Origin of the sequence: Escherichia sp. E2661, from assembly GCF_004745185.1 — a bacterium.
Classification (GTDB): domain Bacteria; phylum Pseudomonadota; class Gammaproteobacteria; order Enterobacterales; family Enterobacteriaceae; genus Escherichia.
Genome location: NZ_PDIG01000011.1, coordinates 101673 through 125109, shown reverse-complemented (window position 1 = coordinate 125109; position 23437 = coordinate 101673). Strand labels below are relative to the sequence as shown.

Genomic DNA, 23437 nt, shown 5'->3' with positions numbered 1-23437 from the left:
TCATGGCTGATTACCAGGGTAAAAATGTCGTTATTATCGGCCTGGGCCTCACCGGGCTTTCCTGCGTGGACTTTTTCCTTGCTCGCGGCGTGACGCCGCGTGTTATGGATACACGTATGACACCTCCAGGCCTGGATAAATTACCCGAAGCGGTGGAACGTCACACTGGCGGTCTTAATGACGAGTGGTTGATGGCAGCCGATCTGATCGTCGCCAGCCCCGGCATTGCGCTGGCGCATCCGTCCCTAAGCGCCGCTGCCGATGCCGGAATTGAAATTGTTGGCGATATCGAACTGTTCTGCCGCGAAGCGCAGGCACCGATTGTGGCGATCACCGGTTCTAACGGCAAAAGCACTGTCACCACCTTAGTGGGCGAAATGGCGAAAGCAGCAGGTGTTAACGTCGGCGTGGGTGGCAACATTGGCCTGCCTGCGTTGATGTTGCTGGATGCCGAGTGCGAACTGTACGTGCTGGAACTGTCAAGCTTCCAACTGGAAACGACATCCAGCTTACAGGCGGTGGCGGCGACCATTTTGAACGTGACTGAAGATCATATGGATCGCTATCCGTTTGGATTGCAGCAATATCGTGCGGCAAAACTGCGCATTTACGAAAATGCGAAAGTGTGTGTCGTCAATGCCGATGATGCCTTAACGATGCCGATTCGCGGTGCGGATGAACGTTGCGTCAGCTTTGGCGTCAACATGGGTGACTATCACCTGAATCATCAGCAGGGCGAAACCTGGCTGCGAGTGAAAGGCGAGAAAGTATTGAACGTGAAAGAGATGAAACTTTCCGGGCAACACAACTATACCAATGCGCTGGCAGCGCTGGCGCTGGCTGATGCCGCAGGGTTACCGCGCGCCAGCAGCCTGAAAGCGTTAACCACGTTCACTGGTCTGCCGCATCGTTTTGAAGTGGTGCTGGAGCATAACGGCGTGCGCTGGATTAACGATTCGAAAGCCACCAACGTCGGGAGTACAGAGGCGGCGCTGAACGGCTTGCAGGTAGACGGTACGCTGCATTTATTGCTGGGCGGTGATGGTAAATCGGCGGATTTCAGTCCACTGGCGCGCTATCTGAATGGCGACAACGTGCGTTTGTACTGTTTTGGTCGTGATGGCGCCCAGTTAGCGGCACTGCGCCCGGAAGTGGCAGAGCAAACCGAAACCATGGAGCAGGCGATGCTCTTGCTGGCGCCACGCGTGCAGCCAGGGGATATGGTGCTGTTGTCACCAGCCTGTGCCAGCCTCGATCAGTTCAAGAACTTTGAACAACGGGGCAATGAGTTCGCCCGTCTGGCGAAGGAGTTAGGTTGATGCGTTTATCTCTCCCTCGCCTGAAAATGCCGCGCCTGCCAGGACTCAGTATCCTGGTCTGGATCTCCACGGCGCTTAAAGGCTGGGTGATGGGCTCGCGGGAAAAAGATACCGACAGCCTGATCATGTACGATCGCACCTTGCTGTGGCTGACCTTCGGCCTCGCGGCGATCGGCTTTATCATGGTGACTTCGGCGTCAATGCCCATTGGGCAGCGCTTAACCAACGATCCGTTTTTCTTCGCGAAGCGTGATGGCGTCTATCTGATCCTGGCGTTCATTCTGGCGATCATTACGCTGCGTCTGCCGATGGAGTTCTGGCAACGTTACAGCGCCACGATGCTGCTTGGATCAATCATCCTGCTGATGATCGTACTGGTGGTGGGTAGCTCGGTTAAAGGGGCATCGCGTTGGATCGATCTTGGCTTGCTGCGTATCCAGCCTGCGGAGCTGACCAAGCTGTCGCTGTTTTGCTATATCGCCAACTATCTGGTGCGCAAAGGCGATGAAGTGCGTAACAACCTGCGCGGCTTCCTGAAACCGATGGGCGTGATTCTGGTGCTGGCAGTGTTGCTGCTGGCGCAGCCTGACCTTGGTACAGTAGTCGTATTGTTCGTCACCACACTGGCGATGCTGTTCCTGGCGGGGGCTAAATTGTGGCAATTCATTGCCATTATCGGCATGGGGATTTCAGCTGTTGTGTTGCTGATCCTCGCCGAACCGTACCGTATCCGCCGTGTTACTGCGTTCTGGAACCCGTGGGAAGATCCCTTCGGCAGTGGCTATCAGCTGACGCAATCCCTGATGGCGTTTGGTCGTGGCGAACTGTGGGGGCAAGGTTTAGGCAATTCGGTACAAAAACTGGAGTATCTGCCAGAAGCGCACACTGACTTCATTTTCGCCATTATCGGCGAAGAACTGGGGTATATCGGTGTGGTGCTGGCGCTTTTAATGGTATTCTTCGTCGCTTTTCGTGCGATGTCGATTGGCCGTAAAGCGTTAGAAATTGACCACCGTTTTTCCGGTTTTCTCGCCTGTTCAATTGGTATCTGGTTTAGCTTCCAGGCGCTGGTTAACGTAGGCGCGGCAGCGGGGATGTTGCCAACCAAAGGTCTGACATTACCGCTGATCAGTTACGGTGGTTCGAGCTTACTGATTATGTCGACAGCCATCATGATGCTGTTACGTATTGATTATGAAACACGTCTGGAGAAAGCGCAGGCGTTTGTACGAGGTTCTCGATGAGTGGTAAAGGGAAGCGATTAATGGTGATGGCAGGCGGTACTGGCGGGCATGTGTTCCCGGGACTGGCTGTTGCACACCATTTAATGGCCCAGGGGTGGCAAGTTCGCTGGCTGGGTACTGCCGATCGTATGGAAGCGGACTTAGTGCCGAAGCACGGTATCGAGATCGACTTTATTCGTATTTCTGGTCTGCGCGGCAAGGGTATTAAAGCGTTGCTCGCGGCTCCGCTGCGGATCTTTAACGCCTGGCGTCAGGCGCGGGCGATTATGAAAGCTTACAAGCCCGATGTGGTGCTCGGTATGGGCGGCTATGTTTCCGGGCCTGGTGGTCTGGCAGCATGGTCGTTAGGCATTCCGGTCGTACTTCACGAACAAAACGGCATTGCTGGCTTGACCAATAAATGGCTGGCGAAAATTGCTACCAAAGTCATGCAGGCGTTTCCTGGGGCTTTCCCTGATGCCGAAGTTGTTGGTAACCCGGTGCGTACTGATGTGCTGGCGCTGCCGTTGCCACAGCAGCGTATGGCTGGTCGTGAAGGTCCGGTTCGTGTTCTGGTTGTGGGTGGTTCCCAGGGAGCGCGCATCCTTAACCAGACAATGCCGCAGGTTGCAGCAAAGCTGGGTGATTCAGTCACTATCTGGCATCAGAGCGGCAAAGGTTCGCAACAAACCGTTGAACAGGCTTATGCCGAAGCGGGGCAACCGCAGCATAAAGTGACGGAATTTATTGATGATATGGCGGCGGCCTATGCGTGGGCGGATGTCGTCGTTTGCCGCTCTGGCGCGTTGACGGTGAGTGAAATCGCTGCGGCAGGGCTACCGGCGTTGTTTGTGCCGTTTCAACATAAAGACCGCCAACAGTACTGGAATGCGCTGCCGCTGGAAAAAGCGGGCGCGGCCAAAATTATCGAGCAGCCACAGCTTACTGTGGATGCCGTCGCCAACACCCTGGCCGGGTGGTCGCGAGAAACCTTATTAACCATGGCAGAACGCGCCCGAGCTGCATCCATTCCGGATGCCACCGAGCGAGTGGCAAATGAAGTGAGTCGGGCTGCCCGGGCGTAATCGTAGCGATGCCTTTTGCATCGTATGAATTTGAGAAGTTAATGGCGTAAAGAATGAATACACAACAATTGGCAAAACTGCGTTACATCGTGCCTGAAATGCGTCGCGTTCGGCACATACACTTTGTCGGCATCGGTGGTGCCGGTATGGGCGGTATTGCCGAAGTTCTGGCCAATGAAGGGTATCAGATCAGTGGTTCCGATTTAGCGCCAAACCCAGTCACGCAACAGTTAACGAATCTGGGAGCGACGATTTACTTCAACCATCGCCCGGAAAACGTGCGTGATGCCAGTGTGGTCGTAGTTTCCAGCGCGATTTCCGCCGATAACCCGGAAATTGTTGCCGCTCATGAGGCACGTATTCCGGTTATTCGTCGTGCTGAAATGCTGGCTGAGTTAATGCGTTTTCGTCATGGCATCGCCATTGCCGGGACGCATGGCAAAACCACAACCACCGCGATGGTTTCCAGCATCTACGCAGAAGCGGGCCTCGACCCGACCTTCGTGAACGGTGGGCTGGTAAAAGCGGCGGGAGTTCATGCACGTTTAGGGCACGGTCGTTACCTGATTGCTGAAGCGGATGAAAGCGATGCGTCGTTCCTGCATCTGCAACCGATGGTAGCGATTGTCACTAATATCGAAGCCGACCATATGGATACCTACCAGGGCGACTTTGAGAATTTAAAACAGACCTTTATTAATTTTCTGCACAACCTGCCGTTTTACGGTCGTGCGGTGATGTGTGTTGACGATCCGGTAATTCGCGAATTGTTACCGCGTGTAGGCCGTCAGACCACCACTTATGGCTTCAGCGAAGATGCTGACGTGCGTGTGGAAGATTATCAGCAGATTGGCCCGCAGGGACACTTTACGCTGCTGCGTCAGGACAAAGAGCCAATGCGCGTTACACTGAATGCGCCAGGTCGTCACAATGCCCTGAATGCTGCCGCTGCCGTTGCGGTCGCCACGGAAGAGGGGATTGAAGACGAGGCTATTTTGCGTGCGCTGGAGAGTTTCCAGGGGACCGGACGCCGCTTTGATTTCCTTGGTGAATTTCCATTGGAACCCGTGAATGGTAAAAGCGGTACGGCAATGCTGGTTGATGACTATGGTCACCACCCGACCGAAGTGGACGCGACTATTAAAGCGGCGCGTGCAGGTTGGCCGGATAAAAACCTGGTGATGCTGTTTCAGCCGCACCGTTTCACCCGTACGCGCGACCTGTATGACGATTTGTCCAATGTGCTGACTCAGGTGGATACCCTGCTGATGCTGGAAGTGTATCCGGCAGGCGAAGCACCTATTCCGGGAGCGGACAGTCGTTCGTTGTGTCGTACAATCCGTGGCCGTGGGAAAATTGATCCGATTCTGGTGCCGGACCCGGCGCAGGTGGCCGAGATGTTAGCACCAGTATTAACTGGTAACGACCTGATCCTCGTTCAGGGGGCAGGAAATATCGGAAAAATTGCCCGATCTTTAGCTGAAATCAAACTGAAGCCGCAAACTACGGAGGAAGAGCAACATGACTGATAAAATCGCGGTCCTGTTGGGCGGGACCTCCGCAGAGCGGGAAGTTTCTCTGAATTCTGGCGCGGCAGTGTTAGCTGGGCTGCGTGAAGGCGGTATTGACGCGTATCCTGTCGACCCGAAAGAAATCGACGTAACGCAACTGAAGTCGATGGGCTTTCAGAAAGTGTTTATCGCTCTGCACGGTCGCGGTGGTGAAGATGGCACGCTGCAGGGTATGCTCGAGCTGATGGGCTTGCCTTATACCGGCAGTGGAGTGATGGCATCTGCGCTTTCAATGGATAAACTACGCAGCAAACTGCTTTGGCAGGGCGCTGGTTTACCGGTAGCGCCGTGGGTAGCATTAACCCGCGCAGAGTTTGAAAAAGGCATTAGTGATAAGCAGTTAGCAGAAATTTCTGCCTTAGGTTTGCCGCTTATCGTCAAGCCGAGCCGCGAAGGTTCCAGTGTGGGAATGTCAAAAGTAGTAGCAGAAAATGCTCTGCAAGATGCATTAAGATTGGCATTTCAGCACGATGAAGAAGTATTGATTGAAAAATGGCTAAGTGGGCCGGAGTTCACGGTTGCGATACTCGGTGAAGAAATTTTACCGTCAATACGTATTCAACCCGCTGGAACCTTCTATGATTATGAGGCGAAGTATCTCTCTGATGAGACACAGTATTTCTGCCCGGCAGGTTTAGAAGTGGCTCAAGAGGCAAATTTGCAGGCATTAGTGCTGAAAGCATGGACGACTTTAGGATGCAAAGGATGGGGGCGTATAGACGTCATGCTGGACAGTGATGGACAGTTTTATCTGCTGGAAGCTAATACCTCACCGGGTATGACCAGTCACAGTCTGGTGCCGATGGCGGCACGTCAGGCGGGTATGAGCTTCTCGCAGTTGGTAGTACGAATTCTGGAACTGGCGGACTAATATGTCGCAGGCTGCTCTGAACACGCGAAACAGTGAAGAAGAGATTTCTTCTCACCGCAATAATGGAACGCGTCTGGCGGGGATCCTTTTCCTGCTGACCGTTTTAACGACAGTGTTGGTGAGCGGCTGGGTCGTGTTGGGCTGGATGGAAGATGCGCAACGCCTGCCGCTCTCAAAGCTGGTGTTGACCGGTGAACGCCATTACACGCGTAATGACGATATCCGGCAGTCGATCCTGGCATTGGGTGAGCCAGGTACCTTTATGACCCAGGATGTAAACATCATCCAGACGCAAATTGAACAACGCCTGCCGTGGATTAAGCAGGTGAGCGTCAGAAAGCAGTGGCCTGATGAATTGAAGATTCATCTGGTTGAATATGTGCCGATTGCGCGTTGGAATGATCAGCATATGGTTGACGCCGAAGGAAACACCTTCAGCGTTCCGCCAGATCGCACCAGCAAGCAGGTGCTCCCAATGTTGTATGGTCCGGAAGGCAGCGCAAATGAAGTGTTGCAGGGTTATCGCGAAATGGGGCAGATGCTGGCAAAGGACAGATTTACTCTGAAGGAAGCGGCGATGACCGCGCGGCGTTCCTGGCAGTTGACGCTGAATAACGATATTAAGCTCAATCTTGGCCGGGGCGATACGATGAAACGTTTGGCTCGCTTTGTAGAACTTTATCCGGTTTTACAGCAGCAGGCGCAAACCGATGGCAAACGGATTAGCTACGTTGATTTGCGTTATGACTCTGGTGCGGCAGTCGGCTGGGCGCCCTTGCCGCCAGAGGAATCTACTCAGCAACAAAATCAGGCACAGGCAGAACAACAATGATCAAGGCGACGGACAGAAAACTGGTAGTAGGACTGGAGATTGGTACCGCGAAGGTTGCCGCTTTAGTAGGGGAAGTTCTGCCCGACGGTATGGTCAATATCATTGGTGTGGGCAGCTGCCCGTCACGTGGTATGGATAAAGGCGGGGTGAACGACCTCGAATCCGTGGTCAAGTGCGTACAGCGCGCCATTGACCAGGCAGAATTGATGGCAGATTGTCAGATCTCTTCGGTATATCTGGCGCTTTCTGGTAAGCACATCAGCTGCCAGAATGAAATTGGTATGGTGCCTATTTCTGAAGAAGAAGTGACACAAGAAGATGTAGAAAATGTCGTCCATACCGCGAAATCGGTGCGCGTGCGTGATGAACATCGTGTGCTGCATGTGATCCCGCAAGAGTATGCGATTGACTATCAGGAAGGGATCAAAAATCCGGTAGGACTTTCTGGCGTGCGTATGCAGGCAAAAGTGCACCTGATCACATGTCACAACGATATGGCAAAAAACATTGTGAAAGCCGTTGAACGTTGTGGCCTGAAAGTTGACCAACTGATATTTGCCGGACTGGCATCAAGTTATTCGGTATTGACGGAAGACGAACGAGAACTGGGCGTCTGCGTCGTCGATATCGGTGGTGGTACAATGGATATCGCCGTTTATACTGGCGGGGCATTGCGTCACACCAAGGTAATTCCTTATGCTGGCAATGTCGTGACCAGTGATATCGCTTATGCCTTTGGCACACCGCCAAGCGACGCCGAAGCGATTAAAGTTCGTCATGGCTGCGCGCTGGGTTCCATCGTCGGTAAAGACGAGAGCGTGGAAGTGCCGAGTGTAGGTGGTCGTCCGCCGCGTAGTCTGCAACGTCAGACGCTGGCGGAGGTGATTGAGCCGCGCTATACCGAGCTGCTCAACCTGGTCAACGAAGAGATATTGCAGCTGCAGGAAAAGCTTCGCCAACAAGGCGTAAAGCATCACCTGGCTGCGGGTATTGTATTAACCGGTGGCGCGGCGCAGATCGAAGGTCTTGCCGCCTGCGCTCAACGCGTGTTTCATACGCAGGTGCGTATCGGCGCGCCGCTGAATATCACCGGTTTAACGGATTACGCTCAGGAGCCGTATTATTCAACGGCAGTGGGATTGCTTCATTACGGGAAAGAGTCACATCTTAACGGTGAAGCGGAAGTTGAAAAACGTGTTACAGCATCTGTTGGCTCGTGGATCAAGCGACTCAATAGTTGGCTGCGAAAAGAATTTTAATTTTTATGAGGCCGGCGGTGATTACGGCCTCAGGCGACAGGCACATATCGGAGAGAAACTATGTTTGAACCAATGGAACTTACCAACGACGCGGTGATTAAAGTCATCGGCGTCGGCGGCGGCGGCGGTAATGCTGTTGAACACATGGTGCGTGAGCGCATTGAAGGTGTTGAATTTTTCGCGGTAAATACCGATGCACAGGCGCTGCGTAAAACAGCGGTTGGGCAGACGATTCAGATCGGTAGTGGTATCACCAAAGGACTGGGAGCTGGCGCTAATCCAGAAGTTGGCCGTAATGCGGCTGATGAGGATCGTGATGCACTGCGTGCGGCGCTGGAAGGTGCAGACATGGTCTTTATTGCAGCGGGCATGGGCGGTGGTACCGGTACAGGTGCAGCGCCGGTTGTTGCTGAAGTGGCTAAAGATTTAGGTATTCTGACCGTTGCTGTCGTGACCAAGCCTTTCAACTTTGAAGGCAAGAAGCGTATGGCATTTGCGGAGCAGGGGATCACTGAATTATCCAAACATGTGGACTCACTGATCACAATCCCGAACGACAAACTGCTGAAAGTTCTGGGCCGCGGTATCTCCCTGCTGGACGCGTTTGGCGCAGCTAACGATGTGCTGAAAGGCGCGGTTCAGGGTATCGCCGAACTGATTACTCGTCCGGGTCTGATGAACGTGGACTTTGCAGACGTACGTACCGTGATGTCTGAAATGGGCTACGCAATGATGGGTTCTGGCGTGGCGAGCGGTGAAGACCGTGCGGAAGAAGCGGCCGAAATGGCAATTTCTTCTCCGCTGCTGGAAGATATCGACCTGTCTGGCGCGCGCGGTGTGCTGGTTAACATCACTGCGGGCTTCGACCTGCGTCTGGATGAATTCGAAACCGTAGGTAACACCATCCGTGCATTTGCTTCGGACAACGCGACCGTGGTTATCGGTACTTCTCTTGACCCGGATATGAACGATGAACTGCGTGTAACCGTGGTTGCTACAGGTATCGGTATGGACAAACGTCCTGAAATCACCCTCGTGACCAATAAGCAAGTTCAACAGCCAGTGATGGATCGCTACCAGCAGCATGGTATGGCGCCGCTGACGCAAGAGCAGAAGCCCGTGGCTAAAGTGGTGAACGACAATACGCCACAAACCGTGAAAGAGCCGGATTATCTGGATATCCCGGCATTCCTGCGTAAGCAAGCTGACTAAGAATTAGCTGGAATTTGGGTTGCGAGGCTCTTTGTGCTAAACTGGCCTGCCGAATGTATAGTACACTTCGGTTGGATAGATAATTTGGCGAGATAATACGATGATCAAACAAAGGACACTTAAACGTATCGTTCAGGCGACGGGTGTCGGTTTACATACCGGCAAGAAAGTCACCCTGACCTTACGCCCTGCGCCGGCCAACACCGGGGTCATCTATCGTCGCACCGACTTGAATCCACCGGTAGATTTCCCGGCCGATGCCAAATCTGTGCGTGATACCATGCTCTGTACGTGTCTGGTCAACGAGCATGATGTACGGATTTCAACTGTTGAGCACCTGAACGCAGCGCTCGCGGGCTTAGGCATCGATAACATTGTTATCGAAGTTAACGCGCCGGAAATCCCAATCATGGACGGCAGTGCCGCTCCGTTTGTTTACCTGCTGCTTGATGCTGGTATCGACGAGCTGAACTGCGCCAAGAAATTTGTTCGCATCAAAGAGACTGTTCGCGTCGAAGATGGCGATAAGTGGGCTGAATTTAAGCCGTACAATGGTTTTTCGCTGGACTTCACCATCGATTTCAACCATCCGGCAATCGATTCCAGCAATCAACGCTATGCGATGAACTTCTCTGCTGATGCGTTTATGCGCCAGATCAGCCGTGCGCGTACGTTTGGTTTCATGCGTGATATCGAATATCTGCAGTCCCGTGGCCTGTGCCTGGGCGGCAGCTTCGATTGTGCCATCGTTGTTGACGATTATCGCGTACTGAACGAAGACGGCCTGCGTTTTGAAGACGAGTTTGTGCGTCACAAAATGCTCGACGCGATCGGTGATTTGTTCATGTGTGGTCACAACATTATCGGCGCATTTACCGCTTATAAATCCGGTCATGCACTGAATAACAAACTGTTGCAGGCTGTCCTGGCAAAACAGGAAGCCTGGGAATATGTGACCTTCCAGGACGACGCAGAACTGCCGTTGGCCTTCAAAGCGCCTTCAGCCGTACTGGCATAACGACATCTATACTGTCGTATAAAATTCGACTGGCAAATCTGGCACTCTCTCCGGCCAGGTGACCCAGTCGTTTTTTTTTGAGTTTTTACAGCGTCGTAAGAAATCGGTGCGAACGCTGTTTTCTTAAGCACTTTTACGTGTTACTTATCTTGAATACTGCTGTGGACTTCTGGCTTTAATGATAAGATTTGTGCGCTAAAAACGTTGAATACGATCGGGATGGCAATAACGTGAGTGGAATACTGACGCGCTGGCGACAGTTAGGTAGACGCTACTTCTGGCCGCATCTCTTATTAGGGATGGTCGCGGCGAGTTTAGGTTTGCCTGCGCTCAGCAACGCCGCCGAGCCAAACGCGCCCGCAAAAGCGACAACGCGCAATCACGAGCCTTCAGCCAAAGTTAACTTTAGTCAGTTGGCCTTGCTGGAAGCAAACACGCGCCGCCCGAACTCTAACTATTCCGTTGATTACTGGCATCAACATGCTATTCGCACGGTAATACGCCATCTCTCCTTTGCAATGGCGCCGCAAACGCTGCCCGTTGCCGAGGAATCTTTACCGCTTCAGGCGCAACATCTTGCTTTACTGGATACGCTCAGCGCGCTGCTGACCCAGGAAGGCACGCGGTCTGAAAATGGTTATCGCATTGATTATGCGCATTTTACCCCGCAAGCAAACTTCAGCACGCCCGTCTGGATAAGCCAGGCGCAGGGCATCCGTGCTGGCCCTCAACGCCTCAGCTAACAACGAAAAACCTTTACTTCATTTTATTTACTCCGCAATGCGGGGTGTTTGAGATTTTATTATGCTAATCAAATTATTAACTAAAGTTTTCGGTAGTCGTAACGATCGTACCCTGCGCCGGATGCGCAAAGTCGTCAACATTATCAATGCCATGGAACCGGAGATTGAAAAACTCTCCGACGAAGAACTGAAAGGAAAAACGGCAGAGTTCCGCGCGCGTCTGGAAAAAGGCGAAGTGCTGGAAAACTTGATTCCGGAAGCCTTCGCTGTCGTGCGTGAAGCCAGTAAGCGTGTTTTTGGCATGCGCCACTTCGACGTACAGCTGCTCGGCGGTATGGTTCTTAATGAACGTTGCATCGCGGAAATGCGTACAGGTGAAGGTAAAACCCTGACCGCAACGCTGCCTGCTTACCTGAACGCATTAACCGGTAAAGGCGTGCACGTTGTTACCGTCAACGATTATCTGGCGCAACGTGACGCAGAAAACAACCGTCCGCTGTTTGAATTCCTCGGCTTGACCGTCGGCATCAACCTGCCGGGCATGCCAGCACCGGCAAAGCGTGAAGCTTACGCGGCTGACATTACTTACGGTACTAACAACGAATACGGCTTTGACTACCTGCGCGACAACATGGCGTTCAGCCCTGAAGAACGTGTACAGCGTAAACTGCACTATGCGCTGGTGGACGAAGTGGACTCCATCCTGATCGATGAAGCGCGTACACCGCTGATCATTTCCGGCCCGGCGGAAGACAGTTCGGAAATGTATAAGCGCGTAAACAAAATCATTCCGTACCTGATCCGTCAGGAAAAAGAAGACTCCGAAACCTTCCAGGGTGAAGGCCACTTCTCGGTGGATGAAAAATCTCGCCAGGTGAACCTGACCGAACGTGGTCTGGTGCTTATTGAAGAGCTGCTGGTGAAAGAAGGCATTATGGATGAAGGTGAGTCGCTGTACTCTCCGGCTAATATTATGCTGATGCACCACGTAACGGCGGCGCTGCGTGCTCACGCGCTGTTTACTCGCGATGTCGATTACATCGTTAAAGATGGTGAAGTTATCATCGTTGACGAACATACCGGTCGTACCATGCAGGGCCGTCGCTGGTCTGATGGTCTGCACCAGGCTGTGGAAGCGAAAGAAGGTGTACAGATCCAGAACGAAAACCAGACACTGGCTTCGATCACCTTCCAGAACTACTTCCGTCTGTATGAAAAACTGGCGGGGATGACCGGTACGGCTGATACCGAAGCCTTCGAATTCAGTTCCATCTACAAGCTGGATACTGTAGTCGTTCCGACCAACCGCCCGATGATTCGTAAAGATCTGCCGGATCTGGTCTACATGACCGAAGCGGAAAAAATTCAGGCGATCATTGAAGATATCAAAGAACGTACTGCGAAAGGCCAGCCAGTGCTGGTGGGTACTATTTCAATCGAGAAATCGGAACTGGTATCAAACGAGCTGACCAAAGCCGGTATCAAACATAACGTTCTGAACGCTAAATTCCACGCCAACGAAGCGGCAATCGTTGCTCAGGCGGGCTATCCGGCTGCAGTGACCATCGCGACCAACATGGCGGGTCGTGGTACTGACATCGTGCTTGGTGGTAGCTGGCAGGCAGAAGTTGCCGCGCTGGAAAACCCGACCGCAGAGCAAATTGAAAAAATTAAAGCCGACTGGCAAGTGCGTCACGACGCGGTACTGGAAGCAGGTGGCCTGCATATCATCGGCACTGAGCGTCACGAATCTCGTCGTATCGATAACCAGCTGCGTGGCCGTTCTGGTCGTCAGGGTGATGCCGGTTCTTCCCGTTTCTACCTGTCGATGGAAGATGCGCTGATGCGTATTTTTGCCTCTGACCGCGTATCAGGCATGATGCGTAAACTGGGTATGAAACCCGGCGAAGCCATTGAGCATCCGTGGGTAACTAAAGCAATTGCCAATGCTCAGCGTAAAGTTGAAAGCCGTAACTTCGACATTCGTAAACAGCTGCTGGAATACGATGACGTAGCTAACGATCAGCGTCGTGCCATTTACTCCCAGCGTAACGAGCTGCTGGATGTCAGCGACGTGAGCGAAACCATCAACAGCATTCGTGAAGATGTGTTCAAAGCAACCATCGATGCCTACATTCCACCACAGTCACTGGAAGAAATGTGGGACATTCCAGGTTTGCAAGAACGTCTGAAAAACGACTTCGACCTTGATTTGCCGATTGCCGAGTGGCTGGACAAAGAGCCAGAACTGCATGAAGAGACGCTGCGTGAGCGTATCCTGGAGCAGTCCATCGAAGTGTATCACCGTAAAGAAGAAGTGGTTGGCGCTGAGATGATGCGTCACTTCGAGAAAGGGGTGATGCTGCAAACGCTGGACTCCCTGTGGAAAGAGCACCTGGCAGCGATGGACTATCTGCGTCAGGGTATCCACCTGCGTGGCTATGCACAGAAAGATCCGAAGCAGGAATACAAACGTGAATCGTTCTCTATGTTTGCGGCGATGCTGGAATCGTTGAAATATGAAGTCATCAGCACGTTAAGCAAAGTACAAGTACGCATGCCGGAAGAAGTTGAAGAACTGGAGCAGCAGCGTCGTATGGAAGCTGAGCGTTTAGCGCAAATGCAGCAGCTTAGCCATCAGGATGACGACTCTGCAGCTGCGGCTGCGCTGGCAGCGCAAACCGGCGATCGTAAAGTTGGACGTAACGATCCTTGCCCATGCGGTTCTGGTAAAAAATACAAGCAGTGCCATGGTCGCCTGCAATAAAAGCTAAGTGTTGAAATAAAAGGCGCAGGATTCTGCGCCTTTTTTATAGGCTTAAGACAATGAAAAAACTGCAAATCGCGGTAGGTATTATTCGCAACGAAAACAACGAAATCTTTATAACCCGTCGCGCCGCAGATGCGCACATGGCAAATAAGCTGGAGTTTCCGGGCGGTAAAATAGAAACGGGAGAAACGGCAGAACAAGCGATGGTACGGGAGCTTCAGGAAGAAGTCGGGGTTACCCCGCAACGTTTTTTCGCTGTTTGAAAAGCTGGAATATCAGTTCTCTGACAGGCATATCACACTGTGGTTCTGGTTGGTCGAAAGCTGGGAAGGGGAACCGTGGGGGAAAGAGGGACAGCCCGGTGAGTGGATGGCGCTGGCCAGCCTCAATGCAGAAGATTTTCCGCCAGCCAATGAACCGGTAATTTCGAAGCTTAAGTGTCTGGAGGTCGGATAAGGCGTTTATGCCGCATCCGACATTTGCACAAGATGCCTGATGCGACGCTGGCGCGTCTTATCAGGCCTACGTGGTTTATTAACTCGTTGATAAATCAGGTTTTGTAGGTCGGATAAGATGTTTACGCCGCATCCGACATTTGCACACGATGCCTGATGCGACGCTGGCGCGTCTTATCAGGCCTGCGAGGTTTATTAACTCGTTGATAAATCAGGTTTCGTAGGTGGGATAAGGCGTTTACGCCGCATCCGACATTTATACGAGATGCCTGATGCGACGCTGGCGCGTCTTATCAGGCCTGCGTGGTTTGTTAACTCGTTGATAAATTAGATTTTGTAGGTCGGATAAGGCGTTTGCGCCGCATCCGACATTTACACACGATGCCTGATGCGACGCTGGCGCGTCTTATCAGGCCTACGTGTTTTATTAACTCGTTGATAAATCAGGTTTGTAGGTCGGATAAGGCGTTTACGCCGCATCCGACATTTGCACAAGATGCCTGATGCGACGCTGGCGCGTCTTATCAGGCCTACGTGCGGCATCAGACAAATGTCACGGCTTTGGCTTCTTCGCTCCAGTCATCGCTCTCAGAAAGATCGCCACTGCTGGGGATTCGTTTTTCTTCCGCAGCCCATTCTCCGAGGTCGATCAACTGGCAGCGTTTGGAACAAAATGGCCGAAATGGGCTGACTTCACCCCACACCACCGTTTTCCCGCAGGTGGGGCAATTCACCGTAATAGTTTCTGACATTTTTACTCCTTAGCAACAAGCCAATTCGAAATCCAGACGTTCCGGTACTTGTCCATTTTCACTGTCCAGCGGCATAAAGCGAATGGCAAAACGGCTCTTATGACCGGATATTTGCGGATAAAGCTGTGAATCGAGTGCCAGATTCAGGCGTAACAAATCGGCGTCTTCGCCGTTATCCTGATAAAAACCGTTCAGACTGGTCAGTTTGCGGAACGGTGCCGACTGACGAATCAAATCCAACACCATTGTAAGTGCCTGTGTCAGCGGGCTCAGGCTGGCAATCCAGGTTTCTACCTGACTGTCGCGCTGCGACTGGGGTAAATGCAACCAGATATGCAACGTAGGTAAATCAAAGCTGCAACAACCACCGGGAATGCTCAGACGCTGGCGCACCAGGGCAATCATCCTGTCTTCACGCAGAAATTGCCCGATACGCGGCGCGGAAATCAGCACGCTACCTGCGGCCTTCAACTGCTGAATTAATGCTTCAATACGGGTCTGGTCCACGCCAGGCACACCAATCCAGGTCTGGAGTTTACGCTGTTGACGTTCCAGCTCTTTCAGTAGTTCGGTACGAACTTCTCCACGCTCGAACACATCCAGCAATTCACTAACATTACGGAAGAAATGCAGAGCACCAGCGTAGTCAGCAATAGGCAAATTTACGGTGAGTTGTTGAATTAAAAACTCAATGCGCAGCCATGTACGCATTTTTTCATTTAGTGGATGTTCAAAAAGGACCTGGGTCTGCATTAAGTTTTTTCCTGTGAGACAAACTGCGACGCGAGCTGCAAATAGTGTGCGTGCAGGCGGGCAACATCTGATGCAATAGCATCCGGTGTGCCGTTATTATCAATGACGTCATCTGCCACCGCAAGACGGGCTTCGCGCGTAGCCTGGGCAGCAAGAATTTGTTCGACATGCTCGCGAGTAACATCATCGCGCTGCATGGTGCGCTTAAGCTGCGTTTCTGGGCTGACATCCACCACCAGCACTCGATTCGCTTTTTTATACAGTGAGTTTTCTACCAGCAATGGCACAACCCATAACACATAAGGTGAAGTTGCTTGCTGGATCTGGCGTTGCGTCTCCTGCTGAATCAGAGGATGCAGCAGGGCATTAAGCCAGTTTTTCTCTTCCGGATAGGCAAAGATCCGCTCGCGCAAGGCGCGACGTTGCAATGTTCCATCAGCAGCAATCATATCCGCGCCAAAGTGTTCAGCAATGGCACGCAGTGCAGGTGTACCCGGTTCAACCACCTGACGCGCAATAATATCGGCATCAATGACATTAATTCCGAGGTCAGCAAATGCATTTGCAACGGTACTCTTGCCACTGCCAATGCCGCCTGTTAAGGCAACTGTATACCTCATAATCTATATTCCTGGGAATTCATCATGATTATCAAAATGTTAATAAAGAGCGCGCGAAAGCGAAATTGATGAAACGTTCGCCCACTATTTACCAGGTAAATTTATGGGATTGTAGCGTAAAAAAAGACAATTTCGCAGTCTTGCGCCATATCGATTAGTGCGTATGATAGCGTCACTGGAGTTGCGCTCTTACCCTTATAGCCATTAACCCCAGGAATCTGCACATGCGTATCGAAGAAGATCTGAAGTTAGGTTTTAAAGACGTCCTCATCCGCCCTAAACGCTCTACTCTTAAAAGCCGTTCCGATGTTGAACTGGAACGTCAATTCACCTTCAAACATTCAGGTCAAAGCTGGTCCGGCGTGCCGATTATCGCCGCAAATATGGACACCGTAGGCACTTTTAGTATGGCTACGGCACTGGCTTCTTTCGATATTTTGACCGCTGTACATAAACATTACTCTGTTGAAGAGTGGCAAGCGTTTATCAACAATTCTTCTGCTGATGTGCTGAAACATGTGATGGTTTCTACCGGCACGTCGGATGCCGATTTCGAAAAAACCAAACAAATTCTCGACCTGAACCCGGCATTAAACTTCGTTTGTATTGATGTTGCGAATGGATATTCTGAGCACTTCGTGCAGTTTGTTGCGAAGGCGCGTGAAGCGTGGCCGACAAAAACTATTTGTGCAGGCAATGTGGTAACTGGCGAAATGTGTGAGGAGCTTATCCTCTCCGGTGCTGATATCGTTAAAGTTGGTATTGGTCCTGGCTCTGTTTGTACAACTCGCGTGAAAACGGGCGTCGGTTATCCGCAGCTTTCTGCGGTGATCGAATGCGCCGATGCCGCGCACGGTCTGGGCGGGATGATCGTCAGCGATGGCGGCTGTACCACACCGGGCGATGTCGCGAAAGCTTTTGGTGGCGGTGCCGATTTCGTAATGCTTGGCGGAATGCTGGCGGGTCACGAAGAGAGCGGCGGCCGTATTGTTGAAGAGAACGGCGAGAAATTTATGCTGTTCTACGGTATGAGCTCCGAGTCTGCGATGAAACGTCACGTTGGCGGCGTTGCGGAATATCGCGCTGCAGAAGGTAAAACCGTTAAGCTTCCTCTGCGCGGTCCGGTTGAAAATACCGCGCGTGATATTTTAGGCGGTCTGCGTTCAGCCTGCACTTACGTTGGGGCTTCACGCCTGAAAGAGCTGACCAAACGCACCACGTTTATCCGCGTACTGGAACAAGAAAACCGCATCTTCAATAATCTGTAATCTCCCAATGCTGGCGTGGAGCAACACGCCAGCATTATCCCACCCCACTCATCGCATCGCCCAGATGGAAAATTGGCAGATACATTGCCACCACCAACGTACCGATAATTCCTCCAGTAATGACCAGCAACGCCGGTTCCAGTAAGGCGGCAAGGTTATCTGCCAGCGCCAGCGTGTTATCCCGATGATGATGGGCAAGATTCTCCAGCATGATATCCAGCGACCCGGATGTCTCTCCTGTCCTCACTAACTGCAAACAGAGCGGGCTAAACTCCCCCGCATTTTTTTAGCGCCAGCCAGATGGGATGACCGTTACTGATATCATGCTGAATTTGTGTCAGAAGTTGCGCCCAGTACGGGCAGCGCATCGTCTCCCTGACGCTCTCCACTCCCTGCAAAAAAGTAATCCCTGCGCTTTGTGTCAGCGCCAGAATCGTAAAGATCTGCGTGAGTTTTTGTCCCCGCATCAGGGCTCCCATTATCGGGATGCGTAATAACCATTTCTGCCGCGCAATAAGCCAGGTAGGGCGACGCATCAGCAGTTTGTTGGCTATCGCCAGCAGAAAGCCGAGCACTATCAGCAGCCAGCCCCATTTGCCACTAAAGTCTGCCAGCGTCATGATCCCCTGCGTTAGCGCCGGTAGTGGGGTGTTGAAGGTCTTATAGATAGCGGCAAACTCCGGCAGCACAAAATGCAGCATTGCCACAACTACCATGATTGCCATCGCTAAAATGATGATGGGATAACGCAACGCTGATTTCACTTTGTCGGCCAACTGGCGCTGGGCTTTTTGCTGACGCGCCAGTTCAAAGCAGCATTCATCCAGCTTACCGGTCACTTCCCCCGTGCGGATCATCGACTGGTAAAGCGGCGGAAAAACCTCTGACCAGGGCGATAAGGCACTAGAAAAGGCCACGCCCTGTTCGAGATCGTGCGCCAGCGATTGCAACAATGCCTGCCATTGCTTACTTGGATGCTGTTCAGCCAGCAGTGCCAGCCCTTCAGAAAGCGTTAACCCGGCTTTAAGTAGCGTCGCCAGTTGATGAATGACTTCCGCGCTTTTATCTCCGCGCCACTGTGCAGAACTGATCTTGATTCGCTTCAGGTGCAGTGGGGTAACCCTTTGCTGCTGTAGAGCCAAAAGTAGCAAAGCACGGCTCTCTGACCATTGCATCCCATCTTGCGCATTGCCGTCGCCGGTTATGCCATGCCATCGCCAGAGTTGCTTATTCGCCATGCGGCATCCCCAACACGCGGATTAACTCTTCAAATGTGGTTAAGCCCTGTTCCACGGCCAGGCAGCCGTTTTCAAAAAGTGTGCGCATACCTGTCCGCCTGGCGTGTGTTTCCAGCGATTCAACTTCAGTATTAGAGGAAATAAGCTGGCGTATGGCTGGTGTAATGGGCAGGACTTCAAACAAGGCGGTACGACCATAAAAACCGTGGTAGCAATGTTCACAACCCGGTGCCTGCCAGCGGGACAGCGGAGATGACCATACATTGTCCGGAAGGCGGATCGGTTCCCCTTGCCGCTGGCGGCAATGCGGACAAAGTTTACGTACCAGGCGCTGGGCTATTACCAGAGTGAGGGCCGACGAGAGCATCCAGCGAGCAACGCCCATTTGCTGTAAACGCACCAGCGTTTCGCAGGTGGAGTTGGTGTGTAGCGTGGACAATACCAGATGACCCGTTTGTGCGGCTTTAATGGCAATTTCTGCCGTTTCGCCATCGCGGATCTCTCCGATCATGATGACGTCAGGATCCTGGCGCAATAACGCACGCAAAACGCCCTGAAAGGTGAGTCCGGCACGTGGATGGATTTGTGTCTGGTTTAGCCCGGCGATGGGGATTTCAACCGGATCTTCCACGCTGCAAATATTAATATCGGCGGTATTCAGCGTTTGCAGTGCGCTATACAGCGTGACTGTTTTGCCGCTGCCGGTAGGGCCAGTTACCAGCACCAGTCCTTGTGGTTGCTGCAAGGCGTGGGTAAAGTCCGTCAGTTGTGATGGTTGCATTCCCAGCGTGTTGACATCCAGCGCCTGGTCCACCTGCTGTAACAACCGTAATACCACCTTTTCACCGCCGCGACATGGCAAGGTAGCAATACGAAATGAGACGTCGTTCCCTGCCAGTTCGACAGTGAATTGCCCGTCCTGCGGCAGGCGATGTTCCGCAATATCCAGGCTTCCCAGCACTTTTAACCTGGCGGTTAAAGCGACTCCGGCATCCAGTGAAACATCAGGTAAAGGATGCAGCACGCCGTCGATACGCAAGCGGATGTGATAGCTATTGTCCGCTGGTTCGATATGAATATCTGATGCGCGTTGTTCCAGTGCAGATTGCAACGTATGAGCCAGCAATTCTGCTTTAGGCTGATGTTTCTCCTGAACGGCTACGGGCAATGTCTGTTGTTTGCGACTGGCGTGACCTTCCATCTGTTGGCGCGTCCAGCAGGTGATCTCAATACGTTTGGTGGTAGCGAAATGCAATGCGTCCAGCAACTCATGTGAGGGGGCATCGACCACCGCAACATGAACCACTTTTTCGCTGGCATCCAGTAAGACCCCCTGGTAACGCAAACACAGGGCGGTGAGCTGTGAAATATTCATCGCCGCTCCTTAGTTGGCGTCATCAAAGCGGAAGACATCTTCGCAGGCTTGCTGCAATGCGCTGTCACTTTGAATATTGCAGTTGCGCGTCCAGCCGGTGACACCGTTAGCGTTATCCCAACCGGGTGTCATAACGATGCTTAGCCCATTGAGACTCTCTTGCCCGGTCAGTGACACCACGCCCTTTGCCACACTCATGGCTGAAACATAGCGGGTGGTGGTAGGTGAGGGGATGCCATTGCTGCCGCCGTCGCAAGTGTCCAGTCCGCCATGTTCCAGCGCGCACAATTCTACGGCGGTACGGTAAGGCACAAAGGTTTGTAGCATGTCGGTAAGCGCGGCTTTGCGCAGGTAGTTTTGATAAGCGGGAATACCAATGGCGCTTAAAATGGCAATGATGCCAATAACCACCATCAGTTCGATAAGTGTAAAACCGCGTTGCTTGTCCATCTGTTTCGCTCCTTGATTTGGTTGGCGCTACTTTGGCAAACGCCATCAGCACAGGCGAGGGGCAAAAAACGAAACGGGAAGGAGGCTTCAGAGGTTTTTTATTACGTTGCAGCAAAAGACAGAAAATTTGCGAGGCGTTACGAAGAAAGTTGGGGAAGGGGAGATTATCCGCCCGCGATGGAGCGGATAAATCTGTCAGCAATTAGCGAAAACGCATTGAAAGGTCGAGTGCCTGTACGTGTTTAGTTAGCGCACCGACGGAGATAAAGTCCACGCCCGTTTCAGCAAACTCGCGCAGCGTTTTGTCGGTGACGTTGCCAGACACTTCCAGCAGCGCCTTGCCGTTGGTGCGTTTAACGGCTTTGCGCATCTGTTCTGTGTCGAAGTTATCCAGCATGATGATATCGGCACCTGCTTTCAGTGCTTCATCAAGTTCTTCCAGATTCTCGACTTCAACTTCTACTGGCGCATCCGGGTGCAGCCAGGACGCTTTTTCGACCGCCTGGCGCACTGAGCCGGAGGCAATAATATGGTTTTCTTTGATCAGGAAGGCGTCAGAAAGCCCCAGACGATGGTTAGCCCCGCCGCCGCAAAGTACCGCGTATTTCAGGGCAGAACGCAGGCCGGGTAAGGTTTTTCGCGTATCCAGCAACTGCGTATCGGTGCCTTCCAGCAACTCAACATAGTGGCGAACCTTACTGGCTACGCCAGAAAGAGTTTGTACAAAATTAAGCGCAGTACGTTCGCCGGTTAACAGCACGCGAGATGGGCCTTCGAGTTCGAAAAGGAGTTGATTGGCGTTAATGACATCACCGTCATCCACATGCCAGGTAATGGTGACATCGTCGCCTGCCAGTTGAATAAACACTTCTTCAACCCAGCGTTTACCACAAAATACGCCCTCTTCGCGGGTGATCACCGTGGCATGAGAGCGTGAATTTTCCGGTAAAAGTTTTGCCGTAATGTCGTTGTTGGCATCGACTGTTCCGCCTAAATCTTCTCGCAGCGCCTGGGCCACCGCGCCGGGGATATCGAGATTAATGCGTTCCAGCAGCTCGTCACGTCGGGTGTCAGGGTTATAGCGGCGAGGCGGCATGTTAAAACTCCAGATAGCTAACGAATCATAAGGTAGAAACATGCTACTCTGAACCGGGTATTAGCACCACATATAAGGAGATCCTGCATGTTGTTAGAACAGGGGTGGCTGGTCGGCGCGCGCCGCGTTCCCTCACCACATTACGATTGTCGCCCGGATGACGAAACTCCCACCTTGCTGGTGGTGCACAATATTAGCCTGCCGCCAGGCGAGTTTGGCGGTCCGTGGATTGATGCATTATTCACCGGAACTATTGATCCGCAGGCACATCCCTTCTTTGCAGAGATTGCCCATTTGCGCGTCTCCGCTCACTGTTTGATTCGCCGTGATGGTGAAATTGTCCAGTATGTTCCTTTCGATAAACGCGCCTGGCATGCGGGTGTTTCCATGTATCAGGGGCGCGAACGCTGTAATGATTTCTCCATTGGGATTGAGTTGGAAGGCACTGATACGCTGGCGTATACCGATGCGCAGTATCAACAGCTTGCGGCGGTTACGCGGGCATTGATTCATCGCTATCCAGCCATTGCCAGTAATATGACGGGACATTGTGATATTGCGCCGGATCGGAAAACCGATCCCGGCTCTGCCTTTGATTGGGCACGGTTTCGCGCCCTGGTCAGCAAGGAGACAACATGACGCTGTTTACAACCTTACTGGTGTTAATTTTCGAGCGCCTGTTTAAGTTGGGCGAGCACTGGCAGCTTGATCACCGCCTCGAGGCGTTTTTTCCGTCGGGTGAAACATTTCTCGCTGGGGCGCACATTAGGAATGACCATTATCGCGATGGGGGCGACCTTTTTACTGTTGCGCGCGTTGCATGGGCTATTGTTCAACGTCCCGACGCTGGTGGTGTGGCTGTTGATTGGTTTGTTGTGTATTGGCGCAGGAAAAGTTCGTCTCCATTATCATGCTTATCTGACCGCAGCTTCTCGTAACGACAGCCATGCCCGTTCCACGATGGCTGGCGAGTTAACCATGATTCATGGCGTCCCCGCAGGCTGCGATGAGCGTGAGTTTTTGCGTGAACTGCAAAATGCCCTGCTGTGGATTAACTTTCGTTTTTACCTTGCGCCACTGTTCTGGCTAATTGTAGGCGGTATCTGGGGACCCGTTACCCTGATGGGCTATGCATTCTTGCGTGCATGGCAATACTGGCTGGCGCGCTACCAGACGCCGCATCATCGTTTACAGTCGGGGGTTGATGCCGTGCTTCATGTACTGGATTGGGTGCCAGTTCGCCTTGCGGGCGTAGTTTATGCCTTGATTGGTCACGGTGAGAAAGCGTTACCAGCCTGGTTTGCTTCACTGACCGATTTCCATACATCGCAATACCAGGTGTTAACGCGTCTGGCACAGTTCTCACTGGCGCGTGAACCGCATGTCGATAAGGTTGAGACACCGAAAGCAGCGGTTTCAATGGCGAAGAAAACCTCGTTCGTGGTTGTGGTGGTGATTGCGCTACTGACGATTTACGGGACATTGGTGTAAATATTGCCGCCCTCACCCAGAACGGGTGAGCGTAGA

At 52.4% G+C, this 23437-nt stretch carries 19 protein-coding genes and 3 pseudogenes; 15 read left to right on the top strand and 7 right to left on the bottom strand.

The annotated features are described in order from the left end of the window. The first annotated feature begins 2 nt into the window (after positions 1 to 2). The 12 genes and pseudogenes from murD to mutT all read left to right on the top strand — a co-directional run bounded on the left by murD (position 3) and on the right by mutT (position 14359). Positions 3 to 1319 carry a UDP-N-acetylmuramoyl-L-alanine--D-glutamate ligase gene (gene murD / locus CRI63_RS06170; protein WP_130221632.1) on the top strand — a complete coding sequence of 439 codons (1317 nt, stop codon included), beginning with the start codon at positions 3 to 5 and terminating at the stop codon, positions 1317 to 1319. After that, the gene (gene ftsW / locus CRI63_RS06165; RefSeq protein WP_130204918.1) at positions 1319 to 2563 is read left to right on the top strand and encodes a cell division protein FtsW; all 1245 of its coding nucleotides are present in this window, start codon (positions 1319 to 1321) and stop codon (positions 2561 to 2563) included. Before murD ends, ftsW begins: the two co-directional genes overlap by 1 nt. Further along, positions 2560 to 3627 (top strand): undecaprenyldiphospho-muramoylpentapeptide beta-N-acetylglucosaminyltransferase, encoded by a 1068-nt coding sequence (gene murG, locus CRI63_RS06160; RefSeq protein WP_130204920.1) that lies wholly within the window; start codon positions 2560 to 2562, stop codon positions 3625 to 3627. The genes ftsW and murG overlap by 4 nt, the downstream gene beginning before the upstream one ends. Positions 3628 to 3680: 53 nt before the next feature. Beyond that, entirely contained in the window at positions 3681 to 5156 is a 1476-nt protein-coding gene (gene murC / locus CRI63_RS06155; RefSeq protein WP_135518824.1) for a UDP-N-acetylmuramate--L-alanine ligase, read from the top strand. Continuing rightward, complete coding sequence (gene ddlB, locus CRI63_RS06150) at positions 5149 to 6069, top strand: D-alanine--D-alanine ligase (protein ID WP_130204924.1); 921 nt, start codon at positions 5149 to 5151, stop codon at positions 6067 to 6069. The genes murC and ddlB overlap by 8 nt, the downstream gene beginning before the upstream one ends. A gap of 1 nt (position 6070) precedes the next feature. Continuing rightward, positions 6071 to 6901 (top strand): cell division protein FtsQ, encoded by an 831-nt coding sequence (gene ftsQ / locus CRI63_RS06145; RefSeq protein WP_000075731.1) that lies wholly within the window; start codon positions 6071 to 6073, stop codon positions 6899 to 6901. Then, positions 6898 to 8160: a cell division protein FtsA gene (gene ftsA, locus CRI63_RS06140; protein ID WP_000588474.1), complete on the top strand. Its 1263-nt coding sequence runs from the start codon at positions 6898 to 6900 to the stop codon at positions 8158 to 8160. The genes ftsQ and ftsA overlap by 4 nt, the downstream gene beginning before the upstream one ends. 60 nt (positions 8161 to 8220) lie before the next feature. Next, positions 8221 to 9372, top strand: a complete 1152-nt coding sequence (gene ftsZ / locus CRI63_RS06135; protein WP_064525175.1) for a cell division protein FtsZ — start codon at positions 8221 to 8223, stop codon at positions 9370 to 9372. A gap of 100 nt (positions 9373 to 9472) precedes the next feature. Further along, a complete protein-coding gene (gene lpxC / locus CRI63_RS06130; RefSeq protein WP_000595482.1) occupies positions 9473 to 10390 on the top strand; it encodes a UDP-3-O-acyl-N-acetylglucosamine deacetylase in 918 nt (305 codons plus the stop codon). A 230-nt stretch (positions 10391 to 10620) separates the two neighbouring features. Further along, on the top strand, positions 10621 to 11133 hold the full coding sequence (gene secM, locus CRI63_RS06125) for a secA translation cis-regulator SecM (protein WP_130204926.1): 513 nt from the start codon (positions 10621 to 10623) through the stop codon (positions 11131 to 11133). Positions 11134 to 11194: 61 nt separating this feature from the next. Continuing rightward, on the top strand, positions 11195 to 13900 hold the full coding sequence (gene secA, locus CRI63_RS06120) for a preprotein translocase subunit SecA (protein WP_130204928.1): 2706 nt from the start codon (positions 11195 to 11197) through the stop codon (positions 13898 to 13900). A 59-nt stretch (positions 13901 to 13959) separates the two neighbouring features. Next, positions 13960 to 14359 (top strand): annotated as a pseudogene (gene mutT, locus CRI63_RS06115) (8-oxo-dGTP diphosphatase MutT). 541 nt (positions 14360 to 14900) lie between these two features. On the opposite strand, the gene yacG reads toward mutT, so the two are convergent. From yacG to coaE, 3 genes are read right to left on the bottom strand one after another with little or no spacing between them, the layout of a single operon-like run. Beyond that, entirely contained in the window at positions 14901 to 15110 is a 210-nt protein-coding gene (gene yacG, locus CRI63_RS06110) for a DNA gyrase inhibitor YacG (RefSeq protein WP_135518822.1), read from the bottom strand. A gap of 9 nt (positions 15111 to 15119) precedes the next feature. Next, entirely contained in the window at positions 15120 to 15863 is a 744-nt protein-coding gene (gene zapD / locus CRI63_RS06105; protein WP_130217398.1) for a cell division protein ZapD, read from the bottom strand. Next, a complete protein-coding gene (gene coaE, locus CRI63_RS06100) occupies positions 15863 to 16483 on the bottom strand; it encodes a dephospho-CoA kinase (protein ID WP_130221628.1) in 621 nt (206 codons plus the stop codon). The genes zapD and coaE overlap by 1 nt, the downstream gene beginning before the upstream one ends. A 224-nt stretch (positions 16484 to 16707) precedes the next feature. Between coaE and guaC the strand changes: the two genes are divergently transcribed. Next, complete coding sequence (gene guaC / locus CRI63_RS06095) at positions 16708 to 17751, top strand: GMP reductase (RefSeq protein ID WP_130204936.1); 1044 nt, start codon at positions 16708 to 16710, stop codon at positions 17749 to 17751. 34 nt (positions 17752 to 17785) lie between these two features. On the opposite strand, the pseudogene hofC reads toward guaC, so the two are convergent. The 4 genes and pseudogenes from hofC to nadC all read right to left on the bottom strand — a co-directional run bounded on the left by hofC (position 17786) and on the right by nadC (position 21910). After that, positions 17786 to 18989, bottom strand: a pseudogene (gene hofC / locus CRI63_RS06090) (protein transport protein HofC). Next, entirely contained in the window at positions 18979 to 20364 is a 1386-nt protein-coding gene (gene gspE, locus CRI63_RS06085; RefSeq protein ID WP_135518820.1) for a type II secretion system protein GspE, read from the bottom strand. The pseudogene hofC and the gene gspE overlap by 11 nt, the downstream one beginning before the upstream one ends. Positions 20365 to 20373: 9 nt before the next feature. Next, entirely contained in the window at positions 20374 to 20814 is a 441-nt protein-coding gene (gene ppdD, locus CRI63_RS06080) for a prepilin peptidase-dependent pilin (protein WP_130204940.1), read from the bottom strand. Between the two features lie 202 nt (positions 20815 to 21016). After that, positions 21017 to 21910 carry a carboxylating nicotinate-nucleotide diphosphorylase gene (gene nadC, locus CRI63_RS06075; protein ID WP_130204942.1) on the bottom strand — a complete coding sequence of 298 codons (894 nt, stop codon included), beginning with the start codon at positions 21908 to 21910 and terminating at the stop codon, positions 21017 to 21019. 87 nt (positions 21911 to 21997) lie between these two features. Between nadC and ampD the strand changes: the two genes are divergently transcribed. Both ampD and ampE read left to right on the top strand, forming a co-directional pair. Further along, positions 21998 to 22549, top strand: a complete 552-nt coding sequence (gene ampD, locus CRI63_RS06070) for a 1,6-anhydro-N-acetylmuramyl-L-alanine amidase AmpD (RefSeq protein ID WP_135518818.1) — start codon at positions 21998 to 22000, stop codon at positions 22547 to 22549. Then, positions 22546 to 23401 (top strand): annotated as a pseudogene (ampE, locus tag CRI63_RS06065) (beta-lactamase regulator AmpE). Before ampD ends, ampE begins: the two are co-directional and overlap by 4 nt. Positions 23402 to 23437: the final 36 nt, after the last annotated feature.

What these genes read in the sequence shown, in the direction of transcription:
- murD (WP_130221632.1), top strand. Translation starts at nt 3, where the DNA reads ATGGCTGATTACCAGGGTAAAAATGTCGTTATTATCGGCCTGGGCCTC.
- ftsW (WP_130204918.1), top strand. Translation starts at nt 1,319, where the DNA reads ATGCGTTTATCTCTCCCTCGCCTGAAAATGCCGCGCCTGCCAGGACTC.
- murG (WP_130204920.1), top strand. Translation starts at nt 2,560, where the DNA reads ATGAGTGGTAAAGGGAAGCGATTAATGGTGATGGCAGGCGGTACTGGC.
- murC (WP_135518824.1), top strand. Translation starts at nt 3,681, where the DNA reads ATGAATACACAACAATTGGCAAAACTGCGTTACATCGTGCCTGAAATG.
- ddlB (WP_130204924.1), top strand. Translation starts at nt 5,149, where the DNA reads ATGACTGATAAAATCGCGGTCCTGTTGGGCGGGACCTCCGCAGAGCGG.
- ftsQ (WP_000075731.1), top strand. Translation starts at nt 6,071, where the DNA reads ATGTCGCAGGCTGCTCTGAACACGCGAAACAGTGAAGAAGAGATTTCT.
- ftsA (WP_000588474.1), top strand. Translation starts at nt 6,898, where the DNA reads ATGATCAAGGCGACGGACAGAAAACTGGTAGTAGGACTGGAGATTGGT.
- ftsZ (WP_064525175.1), top strand. Translation starts at nt 8,221, where the DNA reads ATGTTTGAACCAATGGAACTTACCAACGACGCGGTGATTAAAGTCATC.
- lpxC (WP_000595482.1), top strand. Translation starts at nt 9,473, where the DNA reads ATGATCAAACAAAGGACACTTAAACGTATCGTTCAGGCGACGGGTGTC.
- secA (WP_130204928.1), top strand. Translation starts at nt 11,195, where the DNA reads ATGCTAATCAAATTATTAACTAAAGTTTTCGGTAGTCGTAACGATCGT.
- yacG (WP_135518822.1), bottom strand. Translation starts at nt 15,110, where the DNA reads ATGTCAGAAACTATTACGGTGAATTGCCCCACCTGCGGGAAAACGGTG.
- zapD (WP_130217398.1), bottom strand. Translation starts at nt 15,863, where the DNA reads ATGCAGACCCAGGTCCTTTTTGAACATCCACTAAATGAAAAAATGCGT.
- coaE (WP_130221628.1), bottom strand. Translation starts at nt 16,483, where the DNA reads ATGAGGTATACAGTTGCCTTAACAGGCGGCATTGGCAGTGGCAAGAGT.
- guaC (WP_130204936.1), top strand. Translation starts at nt 16,708, where the DNA reads ATGCGTATCGAAGAAGATCTGAAGTTAGGTTTTAAAGACGTCCTCATC.
- gspE (WP_135518820.1), bottom strand. Translation starts at nt 20,364, where the DNA reads ATGAATATTTCACAGCTCACCGCCCTGTGTTTGCGTTACCAGGGGGTC.
- ppdD (WP_130204940.1), bottom strand. Translation starts at nt 20,814, where the DNA reads ATGGACAAGCAACGCGGTTTTACACTTATCGAACTGATGGTGGTTATT.
- nadC (WP_130204942.1), bottom strand. Translation starts at nt 21,910, where the DNA reads ATGCCGCCTCGCCGCTATAACCCTGACACCCGACGTGACGAGCTGCTG.
- ampD (WP_135518818.1), top strand. Translation starts at nt 21,998, where the DNA reads ATGTTGTTAGAACAGGGGTGGCTGGTCGGCGCGCGCCGCGTTCCCTCA.